26 protein-coding genes are annotated in these 25,624 nt (G+C 51.8%); 8 read left to right on the top strand and 18 right to left on the bottom strand.

All coding sequences use genetic code 11. The features are described from left to right. Window positions 1–25: 25 nt before the first annotated feature. From BCM14_RS05280 to glyQ, 4 genes are read right to left on the bottom strand one after another with little or no spacing between them, the layout of a single operon-like run. On the bottom strand, window positions 26–751 hold the full coding sequence (locus BCM14_RS05280) for a lysophospholipid acyltransferase family protein (protein ID WP_106227061.1): 726 nt from the start codon (window positions 749–751) through the stop codon (window positions 26–28). Beyond that, complete coding sequence (gene gmhB / locus BCM14_RS05275) at window positions 751–1,296, bottom strand: D-glycero-beta-D-manno-heptose 1,7-bisphosphate 7-phosphatase (protein ID WP_106226899.1); 546 nt, start codon at window positions 1,294–1,296, stop codon at window positions 751–753. Before gmhB ends, BCM14_RS05280 begins: the two co-directional genes overlap by 1 nt. Then, entirely contained in the window at window positions 1,293–3,476 is a 2,184-nt protein-coding gene (gene glyS / locus BCM14_RS05270; RefSeq protein ID WP_106226898.1) for a glycine--tRNA ligase subunit beta, read from the bottom strand. Before glyS ends, gmhB begins: the two co-directional genes overlap by 4 nt. Next, window positions 3,473–4,375, bottom strand: a complete 903-nt coding sequence (gene glyQ, locus BCM14_RS05265) for a glycine--tRNA ligase subunit alpha (RefSeq protein ID WP_106226897.1) — start codon at window positions 4,373–4,375, stop codon at window positions 3,473–3,475. Before glyQ ends, glyS begins: the two co-directional genes overlap by 4 nt. A gap of 136 nt (window positions 4,376–4,511) precedes the next feature. Here glyQ and BCM14_RS05260 point away from each other — a divergent pair, with 136 nt between their 5' ends. Together BCM14_RS05260 and BCM14_RS05255 are read left to right on the top strand one after the other, a co-directional pair. Next, a complete protein-coding gene (locus BCM14_RS05260) occupies window positions 4,512–5,279 on the top strand; it encodes a crotonase/enoyl-CoA hydratase family protein (protein ID WP_106226896.1) in 768 nt (255 codons plus the stop codon). 49 nt (window positions 5,280–5,328) lie between these two features. Beyond that, complete coding sequence (locus tag BCM14_RS05255; RefSeq protein ID WP_106227060.1) at window positions 5,329–6,852, top strand: fumarate hydratase; 1,524 nt, start codon at window positions 5,329–5,331, stop codon at window positions 6,850–6,852. Window positions 6,853–6,873: 21 nt separating this feature from the next. Here BCM14_RS05255 and BCM14_RS05250 read toward each other — a convergent pair whose 3' ends face one another. From BCM14_RS05250 to BCM14_RS05210, 9 genes are read right to left on the bottom strand one after another with little or no spacing between them, the layout of a single operon-like run. Next, entirely contained in the window at window positions 6,874–7,626 is a 753-nt protein-coding gene (locus tag BCM14_RS05250; RefSeq protein ID WP_146129722.1) for a sulfite exporter TauE/SafE family protein, read from the bottom strand. Continuing rightward, entirely contained in the window at window positions 7,623–8,375 is a 753-nt protein-coding gene (locus tag BCM14_RS05245; protein WP_259673426.1) for an ABC transporter ATP-binding protein, read from the bottom strand. The genes BCM14_RS05250 and BCM14_RS05245 overlap by 4 nt, the downstream gene beginning before the upstream one ends. Next, complete coding sequence (locus BCM14_RS05240; protein WP_259673425.1) at window positions 8,372–9,112, bottom strand: ABC transporter ATP-binding protein; 741 nt, start codon at window positions 9,110–9,112, stop codon at window positions 8,372–8,374. Before BCM14_RS05240 ends, BCM14_RS05245 begins: the two co-directional genes overlap by 4 nt. After that, window positions 9,109–9,993 carry a branched-chain amino acid ABC transporter permease gene (locus BCM14_RS05235; protein ID WP_106226893.1) on the bottom strand — a complete coding sequence of 295 codons (885 nt, stop codon included), beginning with the start codon at window positions 9,991–9,993 and terminating at the stop codon, window positions 9,109–9,111. The genes BCM14_RS05240 and BCM14_RS05235 overlap by 4 nt, the downstream gene beginning before the upstream one ends. 13 nt (window positions 9,994–10,006) lie before the next feature. Next, a complete protein-coding gene (locus BCM14_RS05230; RefSeq protein ID WP_106226892.1) occupies window positions 10,007–10,879 on the bottom strand; it encodes a branched-chain amino acid ABC transporter permease in 873 nt (290 codons plus the stop codon). A 40-nt stretch (window positions 10,880–10,919) separates the two neighbouring features. Beyond that, the gene (locus BCM14_RS05225) at window positions 10,920–12,053 is read right to left on the bottom strand and encodes an ABC transporter substrate-binding protein (protein WP_106226891.1); all 1,134 of its coding nucleotides are present in this window, start codon (window positions 12,051–12,053) and stop codon (window positions 10,920–10,922) included. A 60-nt stretch (window positions 12,054–12,113) separates the two neighbouring features. Then, window positions 12,114–13,316: a CaiB/BaiF CoA transferase family protein gene (locus BCM14_RS05220; protein WP_106226890.1), complete on the bottom strand. Its 1,203-nt coding sequence runs from the start codon at window positions 13,314–13,316 to the stop codon at window positions 12,114–12,116. After that, window positions 13,317–14,168 carry a MaoC/PaaZ C-terminal domain-containing protein gene (locus BCM14_RS05215; protein ID WP_106226889.1) on the bottom strand — a complete coding sequence of 284 codons (852 nt, stop codon included), beginning with the start codon at window positions 14,166–14,168 and terminating at the stop codon, window positions 13,317–13,319. A gap of 2 nt (window positions 14,169–14,170) precedes the next feature. Then, window positions 14,171–15,085: an SDR family NAD(P)-dependent oxidoreductase gene (locus BCM14_RS05210; protein WP_106226888.1), complete on the bottom strand. Its 915-nt coding sequence runs from the start codon at window positions 15,083–15,085 to the stop codon at window positions 14,171–14,173. A 169-nt stretch (window positions 15,086–15,254) separates the two neighbouring features. On the opposite strand from BCM14_RS05210, the gene BCM14_RS05205 reads away from it, so the two are divergent. Beyond that, entirely contained in the window at window positions 15,255–16,223 is a 969-nt protein-coding gene (locus tag BCM14_RS05205; protein ID WP_106226887.1) for a Bug family tripartite tricarboxylate transporter substrate binding protein, read from the top strand. Between the two features lie 48 nt (window positions 16,224–16,271). Here BCM14_RS05205 and BCM14_RS05200 read toward each other — a convergent pair whose 3' ends face one another. The 5 genes from BCM14_RS05200 to BCM14_RS05180 are packed head-to-tail and all read right to left on the bottom strand — an operon-like array spanning window position 16,272 to window position 20,634. Continuing rightward, window positions 16,272–17,243 (bottom strand): Bug family tripartite tricarboxylate transporter substrate binding protein, encoded by a 972-nt coding sequence (locus tag BCM14_RS05200; protein ID WP_259673424.1) that lies wholly within the window; start codon window positions 17,241–17,243, stop codon window positions 16,272–16,274. Between the two features lie 8 nt (window positions 17,244–17,251). Beyond that, window positions 17,252–18,241: a Bug family tripartite tricarboxylate transporter substrate binding protein gene (locus tag BCM14_RS05195; protein ID WP_106226885.1), complete on the bottom strand. Its 990-nt coding sequence runs from the start codon at window positions 18,239–18,241 to the stop codon at window positions 17,252–17,254. Window positions 18,242–18,295: 54 nt separating this feature from the next. After that, the gene (locus BCM14_RS05190) at window positions 18,296–18,991 is read right to left on the bottom strand and encodes a 3-oxoacid CoA-transferase subunit B (RefSeq protein WP_106226884.1); all 696 of its coding nucleotides are present in this window, start codon (window positions 18,989–18,991) and stop codon (window positions 18,296–18,298) included. Then, on the bottom strand, window positions 18,988–19,659 hold the full coding sequence (locus BCM14_RS05185) for a 3-oxoacid CoA-transferase subunit A (protein WP_106226883.1): 672 nt from the start codon (window positions 19,657–19,659) through the stop codon (window positions 18,988–18,990). The genes BCM14_RS05190 and BCM14_RS05185 overlap by 4 nt, the downstream gene beginning before the upstream one ends. A gap of 3 nt (window positions 19,660–19,662) precedes the next feature. Beyond that, window positions 19,663–20,634 carry a Bug family tripartite tricarboxylate transporter substrate binding protein gene (locus tag BCM14_RS05180; protein ID WP_106226882.1) on the bottom strand — a complete coding sequence of 324 codons (972 nt, stop codon included), beginning with the start codon at window positions 20,632–20,634 and terminating at the stop codon, window positions 19,663–19,665. 152 nt (window positions 20,635–20,786) lie between these two features. On the opposite strand from BCM14_RS05180, the gene BCM14_RS05175 reads away from it, so the two are divergent. Genes BCM14_RS05175 through BCM14_RS05155 form a run of 5 tightly spaced genes read left to right on the top strand, consistent with a single transcriptional unit; the run spans window position 20,787 to window position 25,618 of the window. After that, window positions 20,787–21,980, top strand: coding sequence for an acyl-CoA dehydrogenase family protein (locus tag BCM14_RS05175; RefSeq protein ID WP_106226881.1), 1,194 nt, complete (start codon window positions 20,787–20,789; stop codon window positions 21,978–21,980). 12 nt (window positions 21,981–21,992) lie between these two features. Beyond that, entirely contained in the window at window positions 21,993–23,108 is a 1,116-nt protein-coding gene (locus BCM14_RS05170; protein WP_106226880.1) for an acyl-CoA dehydrogenase family protein, read from the top strand. A gap of 5 nt (window positions 23,109–23,113) precedes the next feature. After that, window positions 23,114–23,944: an HTD2 family dehydratase gene (locus BCM14_RS05165; protein ID WP_106226879.1), complete on the top strand. Its 831-nt coding sequence runs from the start codon at window positions 23,114–23,116 to the stop codon at window positions 23,942–23,944. A 3-nt stretch (window positions 23,945–23,947) separates the two neighbouring features. Beyond that, window positions 23,948–25,159, top strand: a complete 1,212-nt coding sequence (locus BCM14_RS05160; protein ID WP_106226878.1) for a CaiB/BaiF CoA transferase family protein — start codon at window positions 23,948–23,950, stop codon at window positions 25,157–25,159. A 6-nt stretch (window positions 25,160–25,165) separates the two neighbouring features. Then, window positions 25,166–25,618, top strand: a complete 453-nt coding sequence (locus tag BCM14_RS05155; RefSeq protein ID WP_106226877.1) for a DMT family transporter — start codon at window positions 25,166–25,168, stop codon at window positions 25,616–25,618. Window positions 25,619–25,624 lie beyond the last annotated feature (6 nt).

The raw sequence follows: 25,624 nt of genomic DNA, 5'->3' as shown, positions 1-25,624 counted from the left end.
AGGAGTAACTCAAGCTGACTCATGATCAGCCCGCGTAATATTCTGGGTTTAGTCTTTGCATTTCGGATTCAATCCAGGCAAACACTTTGGCATTAAGTTCTGCGGGTGTTAGGCCAGCCGAGGGGATTGGGGGGCCGATAGACACTGTGATCAGACCGGGTTTTTTGAAAAATGCATTTCGCGGCCAGCAGTCTCCAGCATTATGAGCAATCGGAATAACTGGCACGCCAGTGCGGCAAGCTAAGATCGCGCCACCTAACTTGAACTTGCCCATTTTGCCTGGTCTGATTCGCGTCCCTTCAGGGAACAGAATGGGCCAGCGCCCTTGATTGAGCTTCTCTTGACCAATCTTCACCACTTGCTCGATGGCGTCGCGCCCATTGCTGCGATCGATTGCAATCATGTCTAATAAGGCGATTCCCCATCCGAAAAATGGGACTCTGTGCAGCTCGCGCTTGTAGACAAAGCACAATTCACGTGGCAGGTGTGAAGGAAGAAAGAGGGTTTCCCAAGCGGACTGATGTTTGGATAGCACCACAGCTGGTGCATCAGGTAAATTGTCTTGACCGATGACGCGCCAGTTCACGCCACAGATTGACTTTGCGCCCCAGATCGTCAGTGCAGTCCAGCCCATCGTGAGCCTGTAGCGCCAGGGCAAAGTTAGCGGTGCCCAAAGTATGCAACCAAAGGCATAGGGAATGACCGTGACAAGTTCAAAAATTGCAAATAGCGCGCTACGCAAAAAAATGATCAATTTGATGAGGCTTCCAGAATTTGTTCAACTGCGTCTGCTAAATCTTGTGCCAGCTTGGTACCTTCAGGTAACCCACCTTTACTGAGCGTCTTGCGGCCGTTTCCAGTCTGCACTAACCAGGGTGCACAACCCGCCTGATGTGATGCTTGAAGATCACGCAGGGAGTCTCCGATTGCCGGCACACCTTCTATCGAAATATCGTAGCGCCTGGCGATGTCGTGAAACATCCCTGGCAAAGGCTTACGGCAGTCGCAGCCATCATCAGGACCATGTGGGCAAACAAAGAACGAGTCGATCGTACCACCGTGTTGGGCTAGTTCTTTGCGCAATTTTTGGTGGATTGCTGTCAAGGTCTTGGTATCGAAATAGCCTCGGGCAAGCCCGGATTGGTTAGACGCAACCGTAACCGTCCAGCCCGCTTGATTGAGTTTCGCAATGGCAGCTAAGCTACCTGGCAGAGCCTGCCATTCATCCGGGCTTTTTATATATTCTTCGCTGTCTTGATTGATGACACCGTCACGGTCAAGGATGATCAGCTTCATGTAGTCACCAGTTTTGATAGATCTGCTACCTGATTCATGAGGCCGTGCAGATTTGCTAGTAAGGCTAAACGATTGTTTCGAACAGCAAGCTCATCAGCCATAACCATGACCTCTGTGAAAAAGGCATCAACTGGTTCACGAGCTTGGGCAAGTGTTTGCATGGCTGCTTCGTAATCGCCAGCAGTGACTTGTTCGGTAGCAACCGGCCGAAGCTTGTCCACGATGCCAGCGAGATTAATTTCAGCCGGATCCGTCAATAAAGAAGGGTCTACACTAGTCGTTGTCTGATCGGCTTTTTTCAATAAGTTGCTTATGCGTTTATTCGCTGCAGCGAGGCTCGTTGCAGCAGGAAGTTGCATAAACGCCGTCACAGCTTTGACGCGAGCGGGTATTTGGTGCAGCGCGGGTGACAGTGCGAGCACCGCCTCAACTGCATCGCGGTCAAATTGCTGGATGAGTGAGTTGCGTAAACGTTCAATTACAAACGCATTGACCTCAGCGACGGTCGAATCAGTTAAGGTGCCAACAGCGAAAGACTTGGCGGCGGCTTGTAAAAGCCCGTCAAGGGTCATGGAGCCATGCTCATTGATACGCAGGAATCCGCCTGCAGTCAATTGCTCGAAGGCGCTGATCAAACCGAGTGCCGCTCGTCGTAAACCAAACGGATCACGCTCTCCCGTGGGGGCGAGACCAATGCCCCATATGCCTGTCAAGGTCTCGGCACGGTCGGCCATGAACAAAATCGCAGAAGCCAGTTGCTCTTGGTGAATAGGCGTATCGAAGCGAATCCGGTACTGTGTGTGCAGCGCGTCAACCACCTCGGTGGCTTCACCGTCGCCTCGGGCATAGTAGGCTCCCATGATCCCCTGAAGTTCAGGAAACTCCCCCACCATATTGGTCGTCAAATCAGCTTTGGCCAACAAGGCGGCACGATCGGCAGCGGTCGGGTCTATATTCAATGCGTGTGCGATCCAAGCTGAGATCTGACGAACTCGATCCACCCGTTGCAGTTGTGACCCGAGTTTGTTGTGATAAACAATATTGCCAAGTGTTGCGACGCGCTCGGCGAGTGGCGTTTTGCGATCGGTTTGGTAGAAGAATTCAGCATCGGCCAATCTCGGTCGCACCACTCGCTCATTACCTTGAATAATCGCTTCTGGTTGAGCTGTTGGCATATTGCTCACGATCAGAAATTGATTTGTCAGCTTGCCGCTGACCGGGTCGAATAAGGGGAAATATTTTTGATTCAGACGCATGGTCAGGATCAAGCACTCTTGTGGCACGGTCAGAAAACGTTCTTCAAAAGCGCCGACATAAACTTTTGGCGACTCGACCAGCGCGGTGACCTCGTCAAGCAAGGCCGCGACGGCTGGGTCGTCTGACAAGGTAGTGCCCAGACGCTCTGATTCAGTTTGAAGTTGCTTGGCAATATCATTGCGGCGCGCTTCAAACGAGGCAAGGACATGACCTTGCCTGGCTAGCTGATCCTCGTAAGTATTGGCATCTTTGATGTCGATTGAACCTGGGTGCAAAAAGCGGTGCCCGTACGTGGTGCGACCCGCTTGCAAGCCTAAGATGGTTGCCGGGACGATGTCCTGACCAAACAGAGTAACCAGTGCGTGCGCCGGACGCACGAACTTGACCGAGGTCAGTCCGTCAGCCAGTTGATACTTCATGACTTTAGGGATAGGTAATCCGGCCAATGCTGATTCAATAACCGCTTGGAGTACTTCCCCAAGTTTTGCACCCGCCGCTTCACCCCGAAGCACGAGATAGTCCTGTTTACCGTCTGATTCGCGAGCCAGGGTGTTCAAGTCGATTTTTTCCCAGCCCTTGGATGCCAGCTTCTTGAGAAGTGCAGGGGTTCCCGCGCCTGAGTCATCCAGACCGATTTTTACCGGCATGAGCTTTTCAGAAAAAGACTGCTGCGGTGCCTGTGAAAGGACGGCAGTCAATCGGACAGCCAATCTGCGTGGCGTGGCAAAGGTGCTGAGCTCACAATTGGCATCCAGCAGGCCGTGTGCGGCGAGCCCATCTCGCATCCCTTGTGCAAAAGCTTGGCCTAATTTGTTCAAGGCCTTAGGGGGCAGTTCTTCTGTGAAAAGTTCCACTAACAGCGGTTTGCTGATAAGCGTAGCGATGTGGTCCGGCACGTTGTGATCCCTGATGGTCGAGCTCATGCGCTGACCTCTTGTCCCTGTTTCAGCATGGGGAACCCGAGATGCTCACGAGAGTCGTAATAAGCTTGTGCTACCGCTCGCGACAGATTGCGTATACGGCCGATGTAGGCAGCACGTTCAGTCACGCTGATTGCACCCCGAGCGTCCAGCATATTGAAAGTGTGAGCAGCTTTTAAAGTAGCTTCATAGGCGGGTAGCGCCAGCGGCACAGCAATGAGCGCTTGAGCCGACGCTTCGTAATCATTGAAGTGCCTGAACAGCATGTCAGCGTTGGCGTATTCGAAGTTGTAGGTTGATTGCTCGACTTCATTTTGATGAAACACATCGCGATACAAGACCTTCCCACTTGTATTTTCTGTCCAGACCAGGTCGTACACGCTTTCAACGCCCTGCAAATACATGGCCAGACGCTCAAGCCCATAGGTGATCTCACCGGTTGCAGGCGTACAGTCCAAACCCCCGACTTGCTGGAAGTAAGTGAATTGTGTGACTTCCATGCCGTTAAGCCAGACTTCCCAGCCAAGACCCCAGGCACCCAAGGTGGGGTTCTCCCAATCGTCTTCAACAAAGCGAATGTCATGCTTAAGCGGATCAATGCCCAGCGCTTTGAGCGAGCCGATGTACAAATCGAGGATATCAGGTGGTGCGGGTTTAAGGACAACTTGGTACTGATAATAGTGCTGCAGACGATTGGGGTTTTCGCCGTAGCGACCATCTTTAGGGCGTCTTGATGGTTGTACATAAGCCGCGCGCCAAGGCTCGGGGCCAATGGCCCGGAGGAATGTTGCCGTGTGAGAGGTGCCGGCGCCGACCTCCATATCATAGGGCTGCAGTAGCGCGCAGCCCTGCTGATCCCAGTATTCTTGCAAGCGCAGGATAATTTGCTGAAAAGTAAGCATGTATCTTTGGTAAAAAGTCGTTTCTGACGAGCGAGACCAGCATTTTACAGCGCCAGACGGACTAAACAGCGGTTCCCCCCTTAATCGCCTATCATTTAACAAAATCCCTATTCATTGCTGCAATCGGAGTCACTCAATGCCCCAATACATCAACGTCGAAGTGAGCGATGGCATTCAGATCATCACCATCAATCGACCTCAGGCGAAAAATGCGATCACCATCGACACCGCGGTTGAAATGGCCGCCGCCTTCGAAGAGATGGATGCGCGAGACGACGTCAGAATCGGGATTTTGACTGGTGCTGCTGCTACGTTCAGCTCGGGCATGGATTTAAAGGACTTTGCCCGCACCGGCAAACGTTCTGTTGTAGAAGGTAAGGGATTCGCCGGTTTTGTCGAAGCGCCACCAAAAAAACCCTTGATCGCCGCGGTCGAAGGCTATGCGCTAGCCGGAGGTTGCGAGATGGTCTTGGCTTGTGATTTGGTCGTAGCGGCCAACAACGCTAGTTTTGGTTTGCCTGAACTGAAACGTGGCCTGGTGCCTGGCTCGGGTGGCATGATGCGTTTGCCAAGACGAATCCCGTACCATATCGCCATGGAAGTCGTTTTGACAGGTGATATGTTCTCTGCTGAACGTGCCCACCAGTTTGGCTTGATTAATGTATTGACTGAGCCTGGGTTAGCTTTGGCCGGGGCCATCAAGTTGGCACAGCGGATTAGCGAGAATGGCCCCTTGGCGATTCAAACCGCTAAACGTCTGATTAACGAAGGGCTTGATTGGTCATCGGATCAGATGTTTGACTTGCAACGGCCTCGCATGGCGCACATTTTTTCGTCGCTAGATGCGCGCGAGGGCTCCACCGCGTTTGCTGAAAAACGTAAACCAGTCTGGCAAGGTAAATAAGTTTCATTTTTTCACTTCTACTCCAACCATCTCATTAATGGGCAATCACATGTCTGTCACGATTCAAGAAGAAGATCTGGTTCAATCGATCGCTGATGCGATTCAGTTCATCAGTTATTACCATCCCGCCGACTACATCAAACATCTGGCACGCGCTTACGAGCGTGAAGAGAGCCCGGCGGCAAAAGATGCCATGGCTCAAATTTTGACTAATTCACGCATGAGCGCAGAAGGGCATCGTCCTTTGTGCCAAGACACGGGTATCGTCAATGTGTTTCTTAAAGTCGGCATGAATGTTCGCTTTAACAGCACCAAGAGCCTGCAAGAGATCTGTGATGAAGGCGTGCGTCGTGGCTACATGAATCCCGACAATCCTTTGCGTGCATCGATTCTCGATGACCCCATTTTTGCGCGCAAGAATACAAAAGACAACACACCCTGTGTCGTCAATGTTGAGCTCGTGCCCGGCGATAAAGTTGATGTTCAGCTGGCATCCAAAGGCGGTGGTTCAGAGAACAAATCCAAGTTGGCCATGCTTAATCCTAACGATTCCATCGTAGACTGGGTTGTCAAAACCGTCCCGACGATGGGTGCTGGCTGGTGTCCACCTGGCATGTTGGGGATTGGCGTTGGCGGAACCGCTGAAAAAGCTGTTTTGATGGCCAAGCAGTCTTTGATGGAAGATCTCAATATGTATGAACTGCTTGAGCGTGGTCCTGCAAACAAACTCGAAGAACTGCGGATCGAGCTCTATCGCAAGGTCAACGCTTTGGGGATCGGCGCTCAAGGTTTAGGTGGCTTGACGACTGTGCTGGATGTAAAGATCAAGACCTTCGCCACGCACGCAGCTTCATTTCCCGTTGCCATGATCCCTAACTGTGCTGCGACACGCCACGCACATTTTGAGCTGGATGGATCGGGACCAGCACATTTGCATACGCCTTCATTAGATGATTGGCCAAAGGTCACGTGGGCACCGGATTACAAGGCGTCCAAGCGGGTGGACTTGAATACGCTGACGAAAGCCGAGATCGCTACCTGGAAGCGTGGCGACACGTTGTTGTTGAACGGAAAAATGCTGACTGGCCGAGACGCTGCACACAAGCGTATTCAGGATATGTTGGCTAAAGGCGAACCATTGCCTGTGTCGTTTAAAGACCGGGCGATTTATTACGTCGGTCCGGTGGATCCCGTTCGCGATGAGATTGTTGGCCCCGCAGGTCCGACTACTTCAACGCGTATGGATAAGTTCACCGACATGATGCTTGATCAGACAGGCCTGACGGTCATGATTGGCAAGTCCGAGCGCGGTCCAGCAACGATTGAATCAATCCGCAAACACAAGGTGGTCTACTTGATGGCGGTGGGCGGAGCGGCTTATCTCGTGTCCAAAGCGATCAAGTCTTCCAAGGTCCTGGCTTTTGAAGACTTGGGTATGGAGGCAATCTATGAATTTGACGTTGAGGATATGCCGGTGACGGTTGCCGTCGATTCAGAGGGCGTCTCGGTTCACACGACAGGGCCTAAAGAGTGGTCGGCGAAGATTGCTGGGATACCGGTTGTTGTGGCCTGAGATAAACGCGAGCGTTTTAAGTTAGTGCTGAAGGATCGTATTGATTGCCATATACGATCCCAGCACAACAAGTCCGCTTAGAAAGCATTTCTTGAAAACTTGCTGAGAAATCATCCCGCGGATGGATTGCCCAAGGTACATCCCCGCAAAGGCAGGGATCAGTGCGATCATGGAATTGGTCGCGACATTCAGCTGAAATTGTCCGGCAAATATCAGACCAACCGCCAGCGCAAGTGATGAAACCGTGAAGGTCAAGCCTAAGGCTTGGATGAGATCATCTTTTTCTAGACCGAGTGCAGCAAAGTAGGGCCCAACGGGCATGACCGAGATGCCCGTAGCCCCCATGATGACGCCAGTAGTCAGGCCAACCACAGGTGAGGCCAGTCTCTCAGACGTTGGACGCACTACAAATTTCACATTGCTCAAACCGAATACGCCATAAAAAGCCAACACGCAGCCCAGTACGATGTTTGCCAAATGAGTTGCACCGCTGGTCATGAACATGACCCCGAGCGGCGTTCCCACGCAGACAGCAATCAGCAAGAGACTAAAACGCTTAGTGAGATTGCCGAAATGTGGGCCGTTGAAGAGTTGCCATACGTTGGTGAGTAACGAGGGGATCACCAGCATCCCGGCTGCTTCCGCAGGAGGGATGATGAGGCTGAGGACACCGATGGCAAAAGTCGGTAGGCCCATACCCAGCACGCCTTTGATGACGCCAGCCATGACAAAAATCATGGATCCAAGAGCAATGACCAAATACGAATGACTCAATACAACTCCATTAACTGCGTGTTGTCTGCAAATTCGTCGGGCGTGCCTTCTTTAATAAGCTCGCCTGATTTCATCACCATCACTCGATCAGAAATCTTCAAGGCTTCTTTGACGTTCTGCTCGACGATCAGGATCGACATCTTACGTTCTTTCTGCAGCGCACGTATGGGCCCCAGCAAATCTTGAAAAAGCTTAGGAGCTAAGCCAATCGAAGGCTCGTCCAGCAAGAGACAGCGAGGCTGACTCAATAGTGCACGTCCGAGCGAAACCATTTGTTGCTGTCCGCCGGATAAGGTGCCGGCCCGTTGTTGATAAAACTTTTTTATCATGGGCAGCACGTCCATGACCCAATCGAGACGGGCTGCCTGTTCCCCTTTGGGTGTGCCGTTTGCCCAGAAGCCTAGCCGCATGATTTCTGCGACAGTCAGTCCTGGGAACACACCTCTACCCTCAGGGACCAAGGCAATACCAGCACTGTTCATAGATTTAGGCGTTGGCTTCGCAACCAGTCGACCTTCTAATGCAAGCGTGCCTTGCTCAACAGGGATCAACCCAAATAGGGCCTTAAGCAAGGTTGATTTGCCGGCACCGTTATGACCAATCAAGCAAAGCACTTCGTTATGTTCGAGCCTGACGCTGAAGTCGTTAAGCACTGGCCGACCGCCATAGCCAACTCGCAGGTTCTTTGCCTCGAGAAACGGTTCGTCACCGCTTTTGCGCGCATGATTCAGGTGGGGCACGTTACTCACGCGTGATCTCCGAAATAGATTGCGGCAAGATGAGGATCTTTGAGAATATCCTGTGAACTGCCTTGAGCCAGCAGTTTTCCTTGATCAAGAAAGGCCACACGATCTGATAATTGAATGACGATATCGAGATTATGTTCAATGATGCAAATGGTGACTCCACTTGCAGCATACTGACGCAACAACGTCACGAATTTCTCGAACGAGCGCGGATCAAGCCCAGAGGCGGGCTCATCTAGCAACCAGAGTTTTGCCTCACTTGCCATGATGCGGGCGAGACTCAGAAACTTTCTCTCTGCATAGGCGAGATCGACGGCGCGCTCTTTGCGTTTGTCGATCAAACCTGTTTCGTTTAAAACCCGTTCGATTCGCTCGGCATTTTTTTCTTGACCAGATTGCCAGATCCAGCTGCCGCGCTCCATGACTGTCATGATATTTTCTTCGACGGTCATCTGATTGAACAAACGCAGATCCTGAAACGTGCGCGCAATGCCCATGCGTGCGATCTTCCAGGGTTCGATGCCATTAATCTGTGCACCCAACCAATGAACGGTGCCTGTTGTGGGTATCAGGTGTCCCGTGATCAGATTGAAAAGGGTGGTCTTTCCCGCTCCGTTTGGGCCGACAAGCGTGGTGATCACCCCCGCAGGCAAATCCAACGTGACATCGGATATCGCTTGCAGTCCACCAAAATTTTTGTTCAGACCTTTGATTTGCAAAAGTATCTCTGCGGTGCTCACGCGGATTTCTCCTTGCTACGACCACCCACTAAGCCACCGGGCCTGAAGATCATTAACACCACCATTGCAGCACCATAAACAATTTGCTGAATAGCACCTAGCTCTCCAGGGGGAAGAAACGGTAGGTAAGTCAGTGCAGCGGGTAGCGTCATCAGTAAAGCAGCACCTGCGACAGGACCAAGCAATGTACCGGTGCCACCGATGATGACCATGGCCATGAGAAGAATCGATGTTTCGAGTGTGAAGCCTTCGACATTAATGAAGCTCATGTAAAAGGTGTAGAGCACGCCCGCAATCGCAGCCAAACCAGATGAGATCGCGACCGATAAAGTTTTGACGGCGTTAACGTGTTTGCCATAGGCTTGCGCAGCAGATTCGCTATCCCTGATCGCCATGAGGCTGCGACCAAAACTGCCTCGTACGAGTAAACTGAGAATGCCCAGCACGGCGAGTAACACGATGACTGACAGAATTAAAAATGCGGTGTCATCAATAAAGACATAGCTAAATAGCCTAGGTCTCGGGATCCCGATCATTCCGCCTAAACCACCCGTCACAGACTTCCATTCTGCAAAGATCGTCACACCGATCACTTGTAAGCCCAGCGACGCAGCAACGAAATATTCTCCCCTGACACGTAAAGCGGGTAATGCTAAAGCCATTGAAACCAGCGCAGACAGACTGAAAGCTACCAGCATTGAAATCAATAGTGAGTCAGTGACGTTCAAGGCGAGATAGGCCGCGGTATACGCCCCAATCCCAAAGAAAATGGTGTGAGCAAGCGAGTAAATACCAGCGTATCCCATGATGAAATTCAGAGTCAGCGCAAGGATGCCGTTGACACAAAAGAGAACAGCGATATTTTGGAGATAGGCGATCATCGTGTTGCCTGACTCAAGTGGTAATGGCTCGGCCGTATACGCCGCCGGGCCGGAACAGGATAAAGAGGAAGAGAATGACAAAAGTCACCGCTTCGCTCCATTGAGGATCAATGATGGCCAGGCAGAGGTTTTCTGCCATGCCCAGCAACATACCGGCCAGTGCCGCGCCTCTCAGGCTGCCCACACCGCCTACGATCGTTGCTGCCAGACTGATCAGCATGACATGATGCGACATGGAGGGGTTTAAGCCCGATGTCGTCGCCGTCAAAATCGCAGCCGGTACAACCAGAATGGAACCGATCAAAAACGCAAATTGGGAGATTTTTCTCTGAGTTAGGCCGTAGACCTCGATTAGCACTGGATTTTCACCTAAAGCCCGTAGGGCGATGCCCAGATTTGTCTTGGTCAATAAATACTGCAACAGGGCAAAACAGATGACTGCGCAGACCAGAACGATTGCCAACATGGGTGCTACAAATAAGCCAGGCGCAAGCTCGACACTTTTGCTCAAGGGCGTACTGATGGTAACTAACCCACGACCAAAGGCCATCGCGATTACGTTTTGAACCACGATAGCGACACCGAATGACGCGGCGAACACTGTGAAGAAAGAACCTTCATGTCGCTGGATAATGGCGTAGACCCAGCGGTCGAGCAGCATCCCGAAGACAGCGGCTGCTGCAATAGCTGTGAGCGCAGCAATCGGCCATCCGAAGTGGGCGACTGAGTACATTTCAAAGAACGCGTAGCCAGCAATCGTGAAGGTGGCGCCGTGTGCCGCATGAAAAATCCGCGTCATGCCGAAAATCAGCGAGAAGCCGGCCGCAATCAGTGCATACAGCGCACCGGTTTGCAGGCCGTTGAATATCAGTTGAACAATCAGCATGAAGCTTCTACCTGGGGCAGCTTAGGTGGATATCTATTTATTATTTGCCTGGTACCAGTAGTTTGCCTGTGCCATCACCCACGATTTCCATAATTTGAATGGGTGCTTTGACGGTGCCGTCGGCTTCAAATGAGACGGTTGATCCGGCAAATTCAAACTTGTCAGTTGCTTTGCGCTGAGCAAGAAGGTTTTCGCCCGTGACGGGTTTACCCGCTTTTTCGAGTGCTGCTGCGAGCAGGCCGAAGGTCAGGACTGAGTTGTAGTAGTTGACCACATAGGTGGTCGGCTTCTTGCCGTATTTGGCTGTGTAATCGGTTATCAGCCGTTTGGTACGAGCATCTTGTTTATCCCAATCAATTTGCTGACTGGTGTAGATAATGCCTTTCGCCTCAGGCAGTTTCTGGACTGAGGGGATGTCAACGGCAGAGTAACTGGCCAGTGGCTGGCTAACGCCATTGTCACGTAGTTGTTTCACTAACTGGCTTTCCTGATTGCCATAAGTAGCGAAGTAAACGACATCTGGTTTGACATCGCGAACCCGTGCGGCAACGCCCGAGAATTGCTGTGCGGTGGTTGGGATAGAAAATGATCCGACCAATTCGCCGCCCACTTTCGGTAGCTCGGTACCGAGCTCTTTCACAATTGCCTGGCCAAGCGGGTCATCAACATAAATCAGCGCAACGCGCTTCAAGCCTTTCTCTTTGACCAGATAGGGCACAATGATTTTGACCTCGAAGTTGGCCAGAGGGATGGTGTTCCAGAAATAGTCGCCGAGTGTGGCCAGATCAGGTCCGACGCCGCCACCGTTGACCACAACGGTCTTGGTGCGAGCCCCTACCGGTGCGACCGCTTTGGATACGCCAGTAAACGCCGACAGCATGAACGGTACTTTGTTGACGTTAATGAGCTTGTTTGCTGCGACGACGCCCTGCGCAGGGGTGGCTTGGCTGTCTTCGTAAACGATACTCAGCTTACCCGAGAGCATTTTGTCGGCGTTGATATGCTCAACCGCCATGTTGGCCCCGCTGCTAAAAATCTGACCGTATTCAGCATTATCGCCACTCATGGGGAATGCTCCCCCGATCGTGATGTCTGCAGCAAGCGCGGGCTGCATAGTCAACACAGTAATCGCCAAAACAGACAGGAAAGATGGCACAGCAAAAAGCTTTTTCATTTGTTTGTCTCCATTAATGTTTAGTCGTCTTATCGCGACGTAATTTGCACTACTCTACCGTTAGATTGCTCTCTTTCCCAGTAATTCTTGCAAAATTTCATCTGTATGCTGGCCTAGCGTCGGGGGGGCGCGTCGGTATTCTACCGGCGTGTCCGAAAAAATCATCGGGCTGGCCGTCGTGGGCGTGGACCCAGCAATGGGATGAGGCATGCTCTTCCATATCTGTCTCGCGACGACTTGTGGATGATCGAACACTTGATCAATTGACTGAATCGGACCGCAAGGTACACCCCCAGCTTCCAGTTTGGCTATCCATTCATCGCGCTTGCCGCTTGCCATGGTGACTTCTAGCAGAGGGATCAACTCGTCTCGGTTGATGATACGCTGGCGATTCGTGAGGTATTTCGGATCGCTTGCCAGATCTGCCCGTTCTATTGCCTGGCAGTAGGATCTGAACTGCGAGTCATTACCGACAGCCACAATCATAAATCCGTCTGAAGTCTTGAATACTTGATATGGCACGACGTTTTGATGGGCATTGCCTGCACGTTGTGGCGTCACACCAGACGTCATGTAGTTGAGATTCTGATTGGCTAGCATTGCCACGTGGCAGTCCAGTAGCGCAATGTCCAGATGTTGACCGAGTCCACTGCGATCGCGTTCGCGTATGGCTGCGACGATAGCCAGGGAGGCGTACATGCCGGTGATGATGTCAGTGACCGCTACGCCAGCCTTTTGAGGGCCAGCACCCGGTAATCCATCACGTTCACCCGTGATGCTCATCAGACCACCCATGCCTTGGATCATGAAGTCATAGCCGGGGCGCTCGGCGAAGGGCCCTGTCTGACCAAACCCGGTGATCGAACAGTAAATCAGATGAGGGAATTCTGCCTTCATACTTTCGTAATCAAGTCCGTACTGTTTCAAACCACCGACTTTGAAGTTTTCAACCAGAATGTCACAATGCTTGGCCAGTTCACGCACAAGGTCCGCGCCCTCTGAGCTAGCCAAATCAATTTCTATCGAACGTTTATTGCGGTTCGTGCTGAGGTAATAGGCTGCTTCACTTGTGTCGTGACCATCTGCATCCTTTAAGTAGGGTGGTCCCCAGGCGCGTGTGTCATCCCCGAGCTTGGGCCTTTCTACTTTAATTACATCAGCACCCAGATCTGCCAGATTCTGGGTGCACCAGGGCCCTGCTAACACACGTGATAAATCCAGCACCCGTATGCCGGTCAGTGGTGCCTGTCTTGCTTGAGTCATTTATTTAAATTCCGCGTAACCGTGGCTCAACACCACCACATCTCTCTCAGCTACTTTGGCACGATAGCTTGCGCTATTTGAGCCGGTACGCCACATGTCTACTACCAGGGTTTCACCAGGGTAAACCGGTGAGGAAAAACGATTGTGCAAAGCAGTCAGCTTGCTTGCATCATTACCGCACAGCATCTGAACCACTGCTCTGGCGGCAACACCGTAGGTGCACAAACCATGAAGAATTGGTTTGGGATAGCCTGCAGCGGTCGCCACGGCAGGGTCTGCATGCAAAGGATTGTCATCCCCGCTCAAGCGATAGATCAATGCAGCTTGAGGCAAGGTAGTGATGGTACAGGTCACATCAGGTGCCGTATCGGGGGTAGCCTTGAGTTGCTCCGGGCTTTCGTCTGTTTGACTCAGCCCCCCATCACCCCGACAGAAAGTCGTCGAGGTGATGGTGGCGAGCAAGCTACCCCTGTCATCGCTCAGACTTCTTTCGCTGATGACAAGTGCGCCTTTGTCTGCCCCTTTATCAATCACATGCGTGATTTTGAGCGTACTCACTACTTTTCCCTCGGCGGGGATGGGTTGGTGAATATTTAGTCTTTGCTCACCGTGTACGAGTTTGACCCAGTTCACCCCGGTAGCTGGATCTTTCATCCAGAAACCTGGATAGCCCAACACCACAGCGATGGTGGGAAAGGCTTGCAGGTTTTTCTCGTAGGTGAATTGCAGATGGCTGGCATCCGTGGCTTCTTGACCCAACCCAATCCCGAGGGCATAAAGGATTGAATCCTTTGCCGTGTAGGTTTGATGAACGACTGGAAACTTCCAGTTTTTGATGGTTTGATAGTCCATGATTAGATGGGGTCCCAGCCGATTACATCACCCGAGCGCTCAAGCGGATAGAAATGGCTCTTGAGCGCCGGTGCGCCAACCGCAGCAATGGACTCGGGTGTCCAGCCTTCGCTCATGTGTACCGAACGTACTGGGCGCGGCTGGCTGAAAATCATGATTTCATTGGCGCGCACACCGAAGATTTGAGCGGTCACGTGACTGGCCGCATCGCTTGATAGGTACACAGCCATCGGAGCGATTTTGCCGGCATCCATCTTCTGTAGTTTTTCGACGCGCGCTTTTTCTTCAGGCGTATTCGCAGGGATTGAGCTTGTCATGCGGCTCCAGGCGAATGGGGCGATGCAGTTCGAGCGCACGTTGTAGCGCGACATATCCAGTGCAATAGATTTTGACAACGCAGCGATACCGAGCTTAGCCGCGGAGTAATTGGCCTGACCAAAGTTCCCAATGAGTCCGGAGGTCGATGTCATGTGCACAAACGAGCCTGATTCTTGTTCGCGGAAATAATTCGCTGCGGCTCGGCTGACGTAGTAGGTGCCGTTCAAATGAACGTCGATGACTTGACTCCATTCTTCGTCGCTCATTTTATGGAACACACGGTCACGCAAATTGCCGGCGTTATTAACGACGATATCGATTTTGCCGAAATGCTGGACTGCCGTTTCAATGATGTTATTGGCACTTGCACGTGTTGCAACGCTGTCTGTGCAAGGCACTGCCTGGCCGCCAGCTTTAATAATTTCGTCAACGACTTGCTGGGCTGGACCAGCACTTAAACCTTCGCCATGCAAACTTGCACCAATGTCGTTTACGACCACTTTGGCTCCTGCCGCCGCCATCGCCAAGGCAATACCACGTCCCACACCGCCGCCCGATCCAGTCACGACTGCTACTTTGCCTGCCAACATTCCACTCATCCCGATTCTCCGTTTATTTTGAATTTTCAGTGTTACAACGCAGTTGTTGCAATATAGTAGGGCCAAACGGGTCGCTTCGCTATTCAGTTTTCGGGATGGCAGCCTTAGCCTGATCGAAATACAAGCCGTGCGTGTTTCGTCGAACAAATAACAAAGCAATGGACGTGATATGAGAAGAGTTTCGCTTGGTTGGGTATGTGCGCTGCTGGTTTGCTTTTCTTCTTCAGCCTCAGCGCAGCCCTGGCCAGATAAGGCTGTGGATTTTATTGTGCCTTTTGCTCCGGGTGGGCCAGTCGACACAACGGCGCGGATTACCACCCAAGCGCTAGCACAGCTCTGGAAAGTACCGACTGTGATCGAGAACAAAGCCGGCGCGGGCGGAATCCTCGGAGCACAGGCTGCGGTTAAGTCTGCACCGGACGGCTATCACTTTTTCTTCGGTGCTATCCATCATTCAATTTTGCCCGCGTTGAAGCCGAATTTAAGTTACGACGTCCAAAAAGACTTAGTCCCAGTTGGTCTGGTTGCCAGATTTCCGATTGTGCTGGTGGTTAATCCATCTCTTCCAGTTAAATCGGTTTCAGATTTGATTGCTTATGCGAAAGCTAATCCCAATAAGTTGTCCTACAGCTCATCGGGTACTGGAGGCGGCACGCATTTGGCTGGTGAGATTTTCGATAGCCTGGCTGGGACCAAGATGCAGCATATTCCCTACAAGGGCAGTGCTCCGGCCATGCAAGATCTTGTCGCAGGTCAAGTGCAGGTGATGTTCGCTGATGCGCCTTCAGCAATCCCTTTCATTAAGGCCGGAAAAATCAGAGCCCTGGCTGTTGGTAACCCCGAGCCATCGACGTTCTTCCCGGATTTGCCAACTATCGCGCAATCAGGGCTGGCCGGTTACGAAGCTTATTCATGGACAGGCTTGCTCGCCCCTGTTGGTACCTCGCAAGCGGTCATCGATCGCGTGAATGCCGACTTGGTTAAGGTATTGGCCGACCCCAAGACAGCTGAGGCACTAAAAGTAGCGGGTGCCGAACCAGCACCAGACAGTCCTTCGCAATTTCAGATCTTCTTGTCAGCTGAAATTAAAAAATGGGGTGATGTGATCAGGTCCGCTCACATTACCGTTGACGAGTAGCGCTGACGATAATCACGGTTTGCTTTAGTGACGCTGAGATCGGGGCTCTCACTCGGGTCTGATGTTCCCTTTAGTCACGACTTCCTGCCAAAGATCAAGTTCATGTGCGATGCGTTCGCCAAATTGAATCTCGTTGATCGTGTCAACAGCGTACCCTCCCTTTTCTACCGCCGCGATAAAGTCAGGGTTGCTTCTAACTTTGTTGGTCGCTTCTCTGAGTTGAGCGACGACTGCGTCAGGCATATTCAATGGGCCGATTAGGCCTATCCAACCGACTACCTCGTAGTCTTTGATGCCCGATTCAATCATGGTTGGCACATTGGGCATGCCCGGGTTGCGGCTGCGTGACGTGACGGCGAGCGCTCTGCCTTGTCCCGAATCGACGAACACTTTGGCAGTGCTGATGATGTCAAACATGAAAGTGATTTTGCCGCTGACGACGTCCATCATGGCTGGCGAATTGCCCTTGTATGGTACATGCAACATTTCAGTACCAGTCGATTGGCGCAATAACTCAGCGGACATGTGGTTGGAGGCGCCGATCCCCGCTGAGCCAAACGAGACTTTGTCGGGATTCAACTTAGCGTAATCAATCAGTTCTTGAATGGAGTTGGCCGGTATCTGAGGGCCAATCACGAGCATATTGGTGTAGTTGACGACTGAGCCAATCAAAGTGAAGTCGGTGCGCGGATTGAACATTTTGCTTCGTTGAACCACCGGTGTAATGGTCATGCTCGGACTGGCAACGAAGTTCAGGATATAGCCATCTGGAGTTGCTTTCGCAGTTTGATCAGCAGCAATCATGCCGCTTGCACCGGCTTTATTTTCAACGACAACCGAGCTCTTTAGCTCATCGCCGAGATACTTGGCAAACAGCCGCGCCGTCGTATCGACCGGGCCTCCGGCCGAATAGCCGACCAAGAGTTTGATTGGGCGTTCAGGCCATTTACTCTCTGCTATGGCTGTCGCACAGCCAATTGTTATCCCGATTGATATGAGTAGATTACTTAAGTGCCTCATCGTTTTCTTCATTCTATTTTGGCGCCAGATTCTTTGACGGCCTTGCGCCAGGTGATCAGGTCTTTTTCTATCGTTTTTGCGAACGCTTCCGGGGTCGATGCAACGATGTCATACCCGCTTGCATTGAGTTGTGCTTTGACTGAAGGGATGTTTGCGACTTCGTTGAAAGTTTGATTCAGTTTGTCGATAATTGGCTTGGGTGTGCCAGCGGGCGCGATAATTCCGTACCAACCATCAATGACAAAGTCTGGCACCGTCTCTGCTATGGTTGGGGTATCGGGAAGTAAAGCAGAGCGTTTTGCACTGGCGACTGCTATCGGTCTGAACTTGCCATTTTGTACCTGAGGGTACGAGGTAGAAAAGCTATCAAACATCAGGTCAATATCGCCACCCAATAACGCCACAACGACTGGGCCGCTACCCTTGTAGGGGACGTGCACCATCTTTGTGTCTGTTGCTTTTTGAAACATTTCGGATGAAAGATGGCTGGTGTTGCCGTTACCTGCTGATCCATAAGAAAGCTTACCTGGATTGGCTTTGGCATAGGCGACGAGTTCGCTCACGGTATGGACGGGCAAACTCGGTTTCACCACTAACAACAAAGGCAGTCGCGCCACTAACGAAACAGGCGCGAAGTCCTTCATTGTGTCGTAAGGCAACGAGGGGTAGAGCGCTGGATTGATAGCATGTGCTGACAAAACCATCAGGACTGTGTATCCGTCTGGTTTGGCGTGAGCCAGCGCGTTAGTGGCGATCGTGCCACCCGCCCCGGCTTTATATTCAATGACAACCGGCTGCCCGAATTTCTTTTGTAACTCTGCCATCATGGGGCGTGCCAGAAAATCAGCACTGCCTCCCGGAGGGTAAGGCAGCAATAAGGTGATTGGCTGAGTGGGAAACTCCTGCGCGCCAGCGCTGGTCGCGAATAAAAACAATCCGAACAGCCAAGATCGTAAAACCAATTGAGCCAAGTTCAGAACAGTCGGTTTTCGAATCATATTCCTTTCCCTTGATGAGCCTGCGTGTAATTAAAACGATGCCAATTGCGTGAGTTAAAAACTCAGTTGTCCATTGGCACTGCGTTTGATGACCGACATATTCGGAGCCCGTTTGAGCGGCGCCCCGGTTTTGGACTGAAGTTCATCAAAGCTAAGACCATCCAGCAAGGCTCGAACGCTAAACTCACCCGCCTTGACGTCAACAATGGCAAGGTCCGTATAAACGTGCTTGACCACACCAATCCCTGTCAGGGGGTAGGTGCATTTTTCCAGTAGTTTTGGTGACCCGTCTTTAGCGACGTGATCCATGGTGACGATCACACTTTTTGCACCAATCGCTAAATCCATCGCGCCACCAATGGCAGCAATTGCGTTGGGTTCGATAGTCATCCAGTTGGCTAAATCGCCATTGGCCGCGACTTGAAACCCTCCGAGGACTGAGTAGTCAAGGTGACCACCCCGCATCATCGCAAAAGCAGTCGTATGCTCGCAAATTGACGCGCCTGAAACGAGCGTGATTGGCGTGCGGCTCGCATTGATCAAATCCCAGTCCACTTCGTCACCTTCAGCATTACGACCCATGCCAAGGATGCCATTCTCGCTGTGCAATAGGATTTCTTTGTCTTTGGGCAGATAGTTGCTGACCTGTGTTGGCATGCCTATCCCAAGATTAACGATAGCGCCATCTTCGAAGTGCTGAGCAACAAGATATGCGATTTCTAGGCGGTTCAACGATTGATAGTTGCTCATTTACTGGCTCCTGTTTGGACGACCGCATTGACAAAAATGCCAGGTGTCATGATGTATTGAGGGTCAAGTTCGCCGAGTTCAACTATTTCTCTGACTTGAACAATCGTGTATTTGCCCGCCATGGACATCACCGGACCAAACTGTCGCTGAGCGAAACGATAGGTCAGGTTGCCCCAGCGGTCGCCTTTGTCTGCCTTGATTAGCGCGAAATCCCCTGACAAGGGTTGCTCAAGGATGTAGCCTTTTCCATCTATCACTCGTTGCTCTTTCCCCTCAGCAATCAAGGTGCCGTAGCCCGTTGGCGTAAAAAATGGGCCCAAGCCTGCTCCCGCAGCGCGCAGTCGCTCTGCCAGGGTGCCTTGAGGCATGCATTCGAGTTCAATTTTGCCAGCTTTGTACGCCTCGGCAAACGCCTCTGAATTGGGCGGACGTGGATGCGAACAAATCACTTTGCGGACTCGGCCTTGGCGGATCATTGCCGCAATACCGCGATCAAAGGTCCCGGCGTTGTTGGCGATGATGACCAGTTCTTTAAGATCTTTATCGATGATCGCGTTCATCAATTCGTAGGGTACGCCAGCCTCCCCAAAACCGCTGACGATGATGGATGCACCGTCTTGGATGGGGGCAATTGCATCTTCAAGTGACGCTTTTATTTTGTTCAACATACTTCATTGCTCCATGGATAGATGAGCGCCTTCGACGATAGGTTTCCACGTCGCACGTTGCTCATCGATGTAGGTTTGAAAGGCTTCAGGGGTATTGCCGCCGGTTGTGCCGCCCATTGCTTGAAATCGAGCTTGCATCTCTGGCGCTTCCAGTACGGCTTTCGTTGCCTGCTGGATTTTCCGACGAATTTCAAGCGGCGTGCCCGCTGGCGCGACCAAGCCAAACCAGGCCGTCACAACCATGTTATCGATACCTGCCTCAGCCATAGTCGGGACGTCTGGCAACTCGGGTGATCGTGTCTTACTGGTGATGGCCAGGGCCCTGAATTGCCCGCCTTTGATGTAAGGCATTGAGCTAGGTAGATTATCGATCATGAAGGTAAATTGATTACCCAACAGGGCTGATACGGCGGGACCTGCGCCCTTGTAGGGGACATGCGCAGCTTGAATCCCCGCGCGTTGAAGGAACATCTCGCCAGAAAGGTGCGGCGATTGACCTGTGCCAGAGGAGCCGAATGAATACTGTCCGGAAGGATTTTTCTTTATTGCCTCAATCAGTTCGCGAGCGGTTTTGTAGGGGGACTCATTATTGACAACCAGAATATTCGGCACGGCAACCACCATCGTGACCGCGCTGAAATCTTCAGGCTTGTAGGGTAGTTTCTTGTACATCGAGTAGTTAATCGCGTTGGGGCCGATGTTGCCCATGTCGAGGGTGTAGCCATCGGGAGCAGAGCGGACGAGTGACTGCGAACCAATAATGCCTGCAGCACCCGCTTTGTTCTCTACTACTACAGTGGTGCCAAGCGCAGCAGCGAGCTTGTCGCTGATGACTCGCGTAGAGATATCCGCGGTCCCGCCAGGTGCCGCCGGGACGATGATGGTGATCGGTTTTTCAGGCCACGCAGCGATTGCATTGGCTCCTAGTCCGAACGTGAATACGCAGCACACCAATATTTTTGATGTCGTTTTCATAGTGTCTCCCCAAGCTTTTTTGCTCGTTTTGTGGCATTGTACGTGTGCTTTATAGTTATACGGGATTTTAAGAATAAGAACTCAGACTTTCAAAAACAGAGAATCCCCTGTTTGCCACGAGCGTTACTATATTTGCCACAAGGAGAACCAACATGGACTTAACCTGGACCGCAGAAGAGTTAGCCTTTCGCGACGAAGTCCGCGAATTCGTGAAAACTCAGATCCCTGAAGACATGCGCGCCAAAACCTTTGCGCACCAAAGGGCAAGCCGCGAGGATTACATTCGCTGGCACAAGATCCTGGCAAATCGAGGCTGGGGGGCACCTAACTGGCCCAAAGAATACGGCGGGACCGGTTGGACCAGTCTACAGAAAATGATTTTTGAAGTTGAAACGTTTAAAGGCGGCGCCCCAAGAATGCTGCCTTTTGGGCTGAGCATGATCGGCCCCGTTTTGATGAAGTTTGGTAATCAGGCACAGAAAGATTATTACCTGCCCCGTATCATCAATATGGATGACTGGTGGTGTCAGGGTTATTCAGAACCCGGCTCAGGCTCCGATCTCGCGTCCCTGAAAACCAAGGCTGAAATTGTCGGTAATGAGTTTGTGATCAACGGCCAGAAAACCTGGACGACCCTCGCTCATCATGCCGATTGGATGTTCTGTTTAGTCAGAACCGATCCTGGTGCCAAAGCACAGCGGGGGATTTCGATGGTGTTGATCGACTTGCGCCAGCCAGGCGTGAACGTCCGTCCGATCAAGACCCTGGATTCTGGCGCAGAGGTAAACGAAGTCTGGCTTGAAAATGTCAAAGCCCCCCTCGAAAATCTTGTGGGTGAATTGAATGGTGGTTGGACCTACGCCAAATACCTGCTTGGCCACGAGAGAACCGGCATTGCGGGTTTGGGGTACTGCTATCGTGAGTTGGCGATTCTCAAATCATTAGCAGAGCGAACGACTTCAAGGGGTGAGTCGCTGGGTATGGACCCAAGAGTGCGGGACAACATTAATCGCGTCGAGGCATCTGTCCGGGCGCTCGAAATGCTGTTGTTGCGTGTTGCCGCAGATAGCAGCTCGGCTGAACCGGGTCCTAAAGCATCCATTCTCAAAATCAGAGGATCCGAAATCCAACAAGATCTTGCTCGTTTGCAAATGCAAATTGCAGGGGCTGATGCGTGGCCGTATGACCCCGATTGGATGTTTGCAGAGTCAAGCTTTCATGGCCCAAGTCCTGATTTCTCGCCCGCTGCAGCGGCGGCGTATTTCGATACGCGCAAGACTACGATCTACGGCGGCAGTACTGAAGTGCAGAAAGGCATCATTGCCAAGCACATTATCGGCGTATAAAAGGACCTCAAAATGGATTTTGCATACTCAGAAGAACAACGCATGTTGACAGACAGTTTGCGCCGTGTCATGAGCGAAAACTGGACCTTTAAACACCGTCGCGCCCGCCAGGCAACAGGTCAGATGGACAAGCAAGCGTGGCAATCGCTTGCTGATCTTGGTGTAGCAGGCTTAATGGTCCCAGAGGCATACGGCGGATTTGGTGAATCTCCAGCAACGATGTTGACCGTGCACCAGGAGCTTGGGCGTGGACTGGTCAGCGAACCGGTTATTCCGAGCGCAGTCATGGCAGTCACTTTGCTTTCGAATAGCAGCAATGAGTCATTGAAGGAAAGATGGCTGAGCGCACACGCAGAAGGCGAGGCTGTACTCTCCATCGCGTGGCAAGAAGAGGGTGAGCGGTACTCGATCAGGCCTTTATGCACCCATGCCGAACGCTCTGGTTCCGGCTTCGTCGTCAGTGGTCGCAAGACCTTGGTTTGGCACGGCGCCGCTGCGAGCGCGCTTATCGTGTCGGCTTTGCTCGAAGGTGAAATTGCGCTGTTCTTAATTGAGCGTTCAGCAAATGGTTTATCAATGGCTGACTACCCTACCTTCGATGGAATGCGGACGGCCACGGTCGGTCTAGATAAAGTATCGGTGGGCGCAGAGGCCCTCATTGCGAAAGGTGCCGAAGCTGAGGCTTTGATTAATCTGGCATTAGATTTTGGTATTACCGCCTTGTGTGCGCATGCGAGTGGTGCGATGGAATACCTGACGGAAGTGACGATTCAGTACCTGAAAACACGACAGCAGTTCGGTCAATACCTTGCTAATTTCCAAGTCCTGCAGCATCGGATGGGCGATATGCTGATCCAGCAGGAAATGGCTTTGTCGATGACCTATGTCGCTGCTCAGGCCTTGGGCCAGAGTAACGCTGCTGAGAGAAGCCGATTGGTGTCTATGACTAAAGTTGAAGTGGCCGCCGCCGCGCGTTTAGTTGGAGAGGCAGCGGTTCAGTTGCATGGCGGGATGGGGATGACAGACGAACTGGAAGTTGGCGACTACTTCAAACGGCTGACCTACACAGACCTTTTGCTTGGCGATACGCTTCATCACCTGCAGCGTATGCAGGATATGGAGAGTTAAGCACCATGACAACAAGCGATCTAAGCGCATGGGTTGGGCGTTCTAAGACTGTCTCGGATCGACTTGATCCCAATCATGCTGCTTCGATCGCGGTCACCTTGGGGCAAGCTAAGCCAGGCGTGGGTAGTGATCTGGCCCCGCTTTGGCACTGGGCTTACTTTCTTGAAACGGTCCCTTTGTCTGAAACGGGCAGAGATGGTCATCCTGCGCGTGGCAGTTTTCTGCCACCTGCGGATAATCGCAATCGTATGTGGGCAGGTGGACGCGTCAATTTTCTTGGAGCCCTGAAAGTAGGGGTGGAAGCAGAAAAGACCTCAACTGTGACAGCTATTAAAGAGAAGCAAGGCAGGACAGGTTCTCTGCTGTTCGTCACGGTCAAACACGACATTGTGCAAAATGGGAAACTGCTCATTAGCGAGGAGCAGGACATCGTTTACCGGGAGCCCAGTCCACCGAAACTCATTGGTAGTGAACCCGCCCCCGTGTCGCAATGGATCTATCCAGTTAATCCGACAGAGGTCATGTTGTTTCGTTATTCTGCTGTGACCTTCAATAGTCACCGGATCCATTACGACTACCCTTATGTGACACAAACGGAGGGTTATCCGGGCTTAGTGGTACACGGCCCGCTGATTGCAACCATGATGTGTCAGGGTTTTACGCAAGCTAATCCGCAGGCGCGTATGAAACACCTGGCTTATCGAGGCTTGCGTCCTTTGATCTCGCCAGCACCTTTCGATGTGGCGGGCATAATACAAGACAACGGCCAGGCTCTCGTCTGGGCGCAGCAAGACGGCACGCTTGCCCATCAAGCTGAAATTCAATTTGATATCTAAGCAATGAATACAACTGCACCACCAACAACCGCTCGCCCCCGTCCGCTTGACGGAATTACCGTGGTGAGTCTCGAACATGCTATCGCTGCGCCTTTCTGTACAAGGCAACTTGCCGATATGGGGGCTCGCGTCATCAAAGTTGAGCGACCTGGTGTTGGGGATTTCGCTCGCAACTACGATACGCGAACAAAAGGTCTGGCATCCCATTTTGTCTGGACTAACCGATCGAAAGAAAGTTTGACGCTTGACCTCAAGCATCCGGATGCACACGCCATTTTGATGCAACTGTTAGAGAAGGCAGATGTGTTGGTACAGAATCTCGCGCCAGGCGCTGCAGCCCGAATGGGCTTGTCGTTTAACGCCTTGCATCCTCAATTCCCCAAGCTGATTGTCTGTGATATTTCAGGTTACGGCGAAGGTGGCCCTTACGAAACCAAAAAGGCCTATGACCTCTTAATACAGAGCGAAAGCGGTTTTGTGTCAACCACTGGTTCACCCGATGCTCCTGCTAAAGCAGGTTGTTCTTTGTCGGATATTGCTGCCGGCTCGTACGCGTATTCAAGTATTCTCAATGCTTTGTTGCTGCGCCATAAAACAGGACTCGGTAGTCGGTTAGACGTGTCGATGTTAGAGAGCACAGTTGAGTGGATGAGCTTTCCGCTTTATTACGCATATGACGGTGCCGCACCCCCTGTGAGAGCTGGCGCGGCTCATGCAACCATTTATCCTTATGGACCCTTTCCGGTAGGGGATGGTAGCCAGGTGATGCTTGGTTTGCAAAACGAAAGAGAGTGGGTCGCTTTTTGTGACAAGGTCTTGCAGGACCCAACGGTAGCAACCAGTGCCGATTATGAAAACAACTCCAGGCGATCAGCGAATCGTGAGCCGCTTCGAGCGCTGATCGTTGAGGCCTTTAGCAAAATGACCATTGACCAAGTGGTTCAGCGTCTTGAAGCGGCGCAAATTGCCAACGCGCGGGTCAACGAGATGAAAGACGTCTGGGCGCATCCTCAGCTTCAAGCCCGCGAACGTTGGGTTGAGATACAGAGCCCAGTCGGACCATTGCCAGCGTTGTTACCACCGGCCAGCAATAATCAATTTGATGCTCGTATGGATCCAATACCGGCTATTGGTGAGCACACGGCTAAGATCTTGAAAGACTTGAATGTCAGTGAGCAGATGATTGCTGATCTTGTTGCCGCGAAAGCGATTTAGGACTTTATGCTGTTTATCAAATATGCTCTGTGGGCAGCATTAGCTGGTGGTTTAATCCCAGTGATGGCGGTCTTGAACGCCAAACTTGGAGCAACACTCGGTAATCCGTTGCATGCTCCTGTGATTCTGATGCTGGTAGGCCTGCTCGTAGCCATCAGCATTAGTCTGATCCTGACCTCGAAATTACCAAATGTTCGTGCACTAGGATCGGTCAATCCAATGTATCTGTTAGGCGGATTTTTCGTTTGCTTTTATGTTGTTAGCGCGACGCTTTTGTCGCCGCGCATTGGGGTAGGCAACTTTATTTTGTTTGCCGTTTGTACACAGATTGTGGTGTCTGCAGCAATTGATCATTTTGGATTATTTGGTGCAGCTGTTAGAGAAGTGTCCTTGGCAAGGCTTGGTGGGCTTGCCTTGGTGATCACAGGTTTGATTACGTCTCAGTTGGCGAAGAACTAAGTCGCC

It is taken from the genome of Jezberella montanilacus, from assembly GCF_003003055.1.
Lineage (GTDB): Bacteria > Pseudomonadota > Gammaproteobacteria > Burkholderiales > Burkholderiaceae_B > Zwartia > Zwartia montanilacus.
Note: the sequence above shows the minus strand (reverse complement) of the source record. Positions and strands in the feature narration are given on the sequence as shown.

Bases quoted from the DNA above. Each gene is read 5' to 3' on its own strand.
- gmhB (WP_106226899.1), bottom strand. From the start codon at position 1,296: ATGAAGCTGATCATCCTTGACCGTGACGGTGTCATCAATCAAGACAGC.
- BCM14_RS05260 (WP_106226896.1), top strand. From the start codon at position 4,512: ATGCCCCAATACATCAACGTCGAAGTGAGCGATGGCATTCAGATCATC.
- BCM14_RS05195 (WP_106226885.1), bottom strand. From the start codon at position 18,241: ATGATTCGAAAACCGACTGTTCTGAACTTGGCTCAATTGGTTTTACGA.
- glyQ (WP_106226897.1), bottom strand. From the start codon at position 4,375: ATGCTTACTTTTCAGCAAATTATCCTGCGCTTGCAAGAATACTGGGAT.
- BCM14_RS05200 (WP_259673424.1), bottom strand. From the start codon at position 17,243: ATGAGGCACTTAAGTAATCTACTCATATCAATCGGGATAACAATTGGC.
- BCM14_RS05215 (WP_106226889.1), bottom strand. From the start codon at position 14,168: ATGGACTATCAAACCATCAAAAACTGGAAGTTTCCAGTCGTTCATCAA.
- BCM14_RS05160 (WP_106226878.1), top strand. From the start codon at position 23,948: ATGAATACAACTGCACCACCAACAACCGCTCGCCCCCGTCCGCTTGAC.
- BCM14_RS05175 (WP_106226881.1), top strand. From the start codon at position 20,787: ATGGACTTAACCTGGACCGCAGAAGAGTTAGCCTTTCGCGACGAAGTC.
- BCM14_RS05255 (WP_106227060.1), top strand. From the start codon at position 5,329: ATGTCTGTCACGATTCAAGAAGAAGATCTGGTTCAATCGATCGCTGAT.
- BCM14_RS05210 (WP_106226888.1), bottom strand. From the start codon at position 15,085: ATGAGTGGAATGTTGGCAGGCAAAGTAGCAGTCGTGACTGGATCGGGC.
- BCM14_RS05190 (WP_106226884.1), bottom strand. From the start codon at position 18,991: ATGAGCAACTATCAATCGTTGAACCGCCTAGAAATCGCATATCTTGTT.
- BCM14_RS05230 (WP_106226892.1), bottom strand. From the start codon at position 10,879: ATGCTGATTGTTCAACTGATATTCAACGGCCTGCAAACCGGTGCGCTG.
- BCM14_RS05155 (WP_106226877.1), top strand. From the start codon at position 25,166: ATGCTGTTTATCAAATATGCTCTGTGGGCAGCATTAGCTGGTGGTTTA.
- BCM14_RS05205 (WP_106226887.1), top strand. From the start codon at position 15,255: ATGAGAAGAGTTTCGCTTGGTTGGGTATGTGCGCTGCTGGTTTGCTTT.
- BCM14_RS05165 (WP_106226879.1), top strand. From the start codon at position 23,114: ATGACAACAAGCGATCTAAGCGCATGGGTTGGGCGTTCTAAGACTGTC.
- BCM14_RS05185 (WP_106226883.1), bottom strand. From the start codon at position 19,659: ATGTTGAACAAAATAAAAGCGTCACTTGAAGATGCAATTGCCCCCATC.
- BCM14_RS05235 (WP_106226893.1), bottom strand. From the start codon at position 9,993: ATGATCGCCTATCTCCAAAATATCGCTGTTCTCTTTTGTGTCAACGGC.
- BCM14_RS05180 (WP_106226882.1), bottom strand. From the start codon at position 20,634: ATGAAAACGACATCAAAAATATTGGTGTGCTGCGTATTCACGTTCGGA.
- BCM14_RS05170 (WP_106226880.1), top strand. From the start codon at position 21,993: ATGGATTTTGCATACTCAGAAGAACAACGCATGTTGACAGACAGTTTG.
- glyS (WP_106226898.1), bottom strand. From the start codon at position 3,476: ATGAGCTCGACCATCAGGGATCACAACGTGCCGGACCACATCGCTACG.
- BCM14_RS05225 (WP_106226891.1), bottom strand. From the start codon at position 12,053: ATGAAAAAGCTTTTTGCTGTGCCATCTTTCCTGTCTGTTTTGGCGATT.
- BCM14_RS05220 (WP_106226890.1), bottom strand. From the start codon at position 13,316: ATGACTCAAGCAAGACAGGCACCACTGACCGGCATACGGGTGCTGGAT.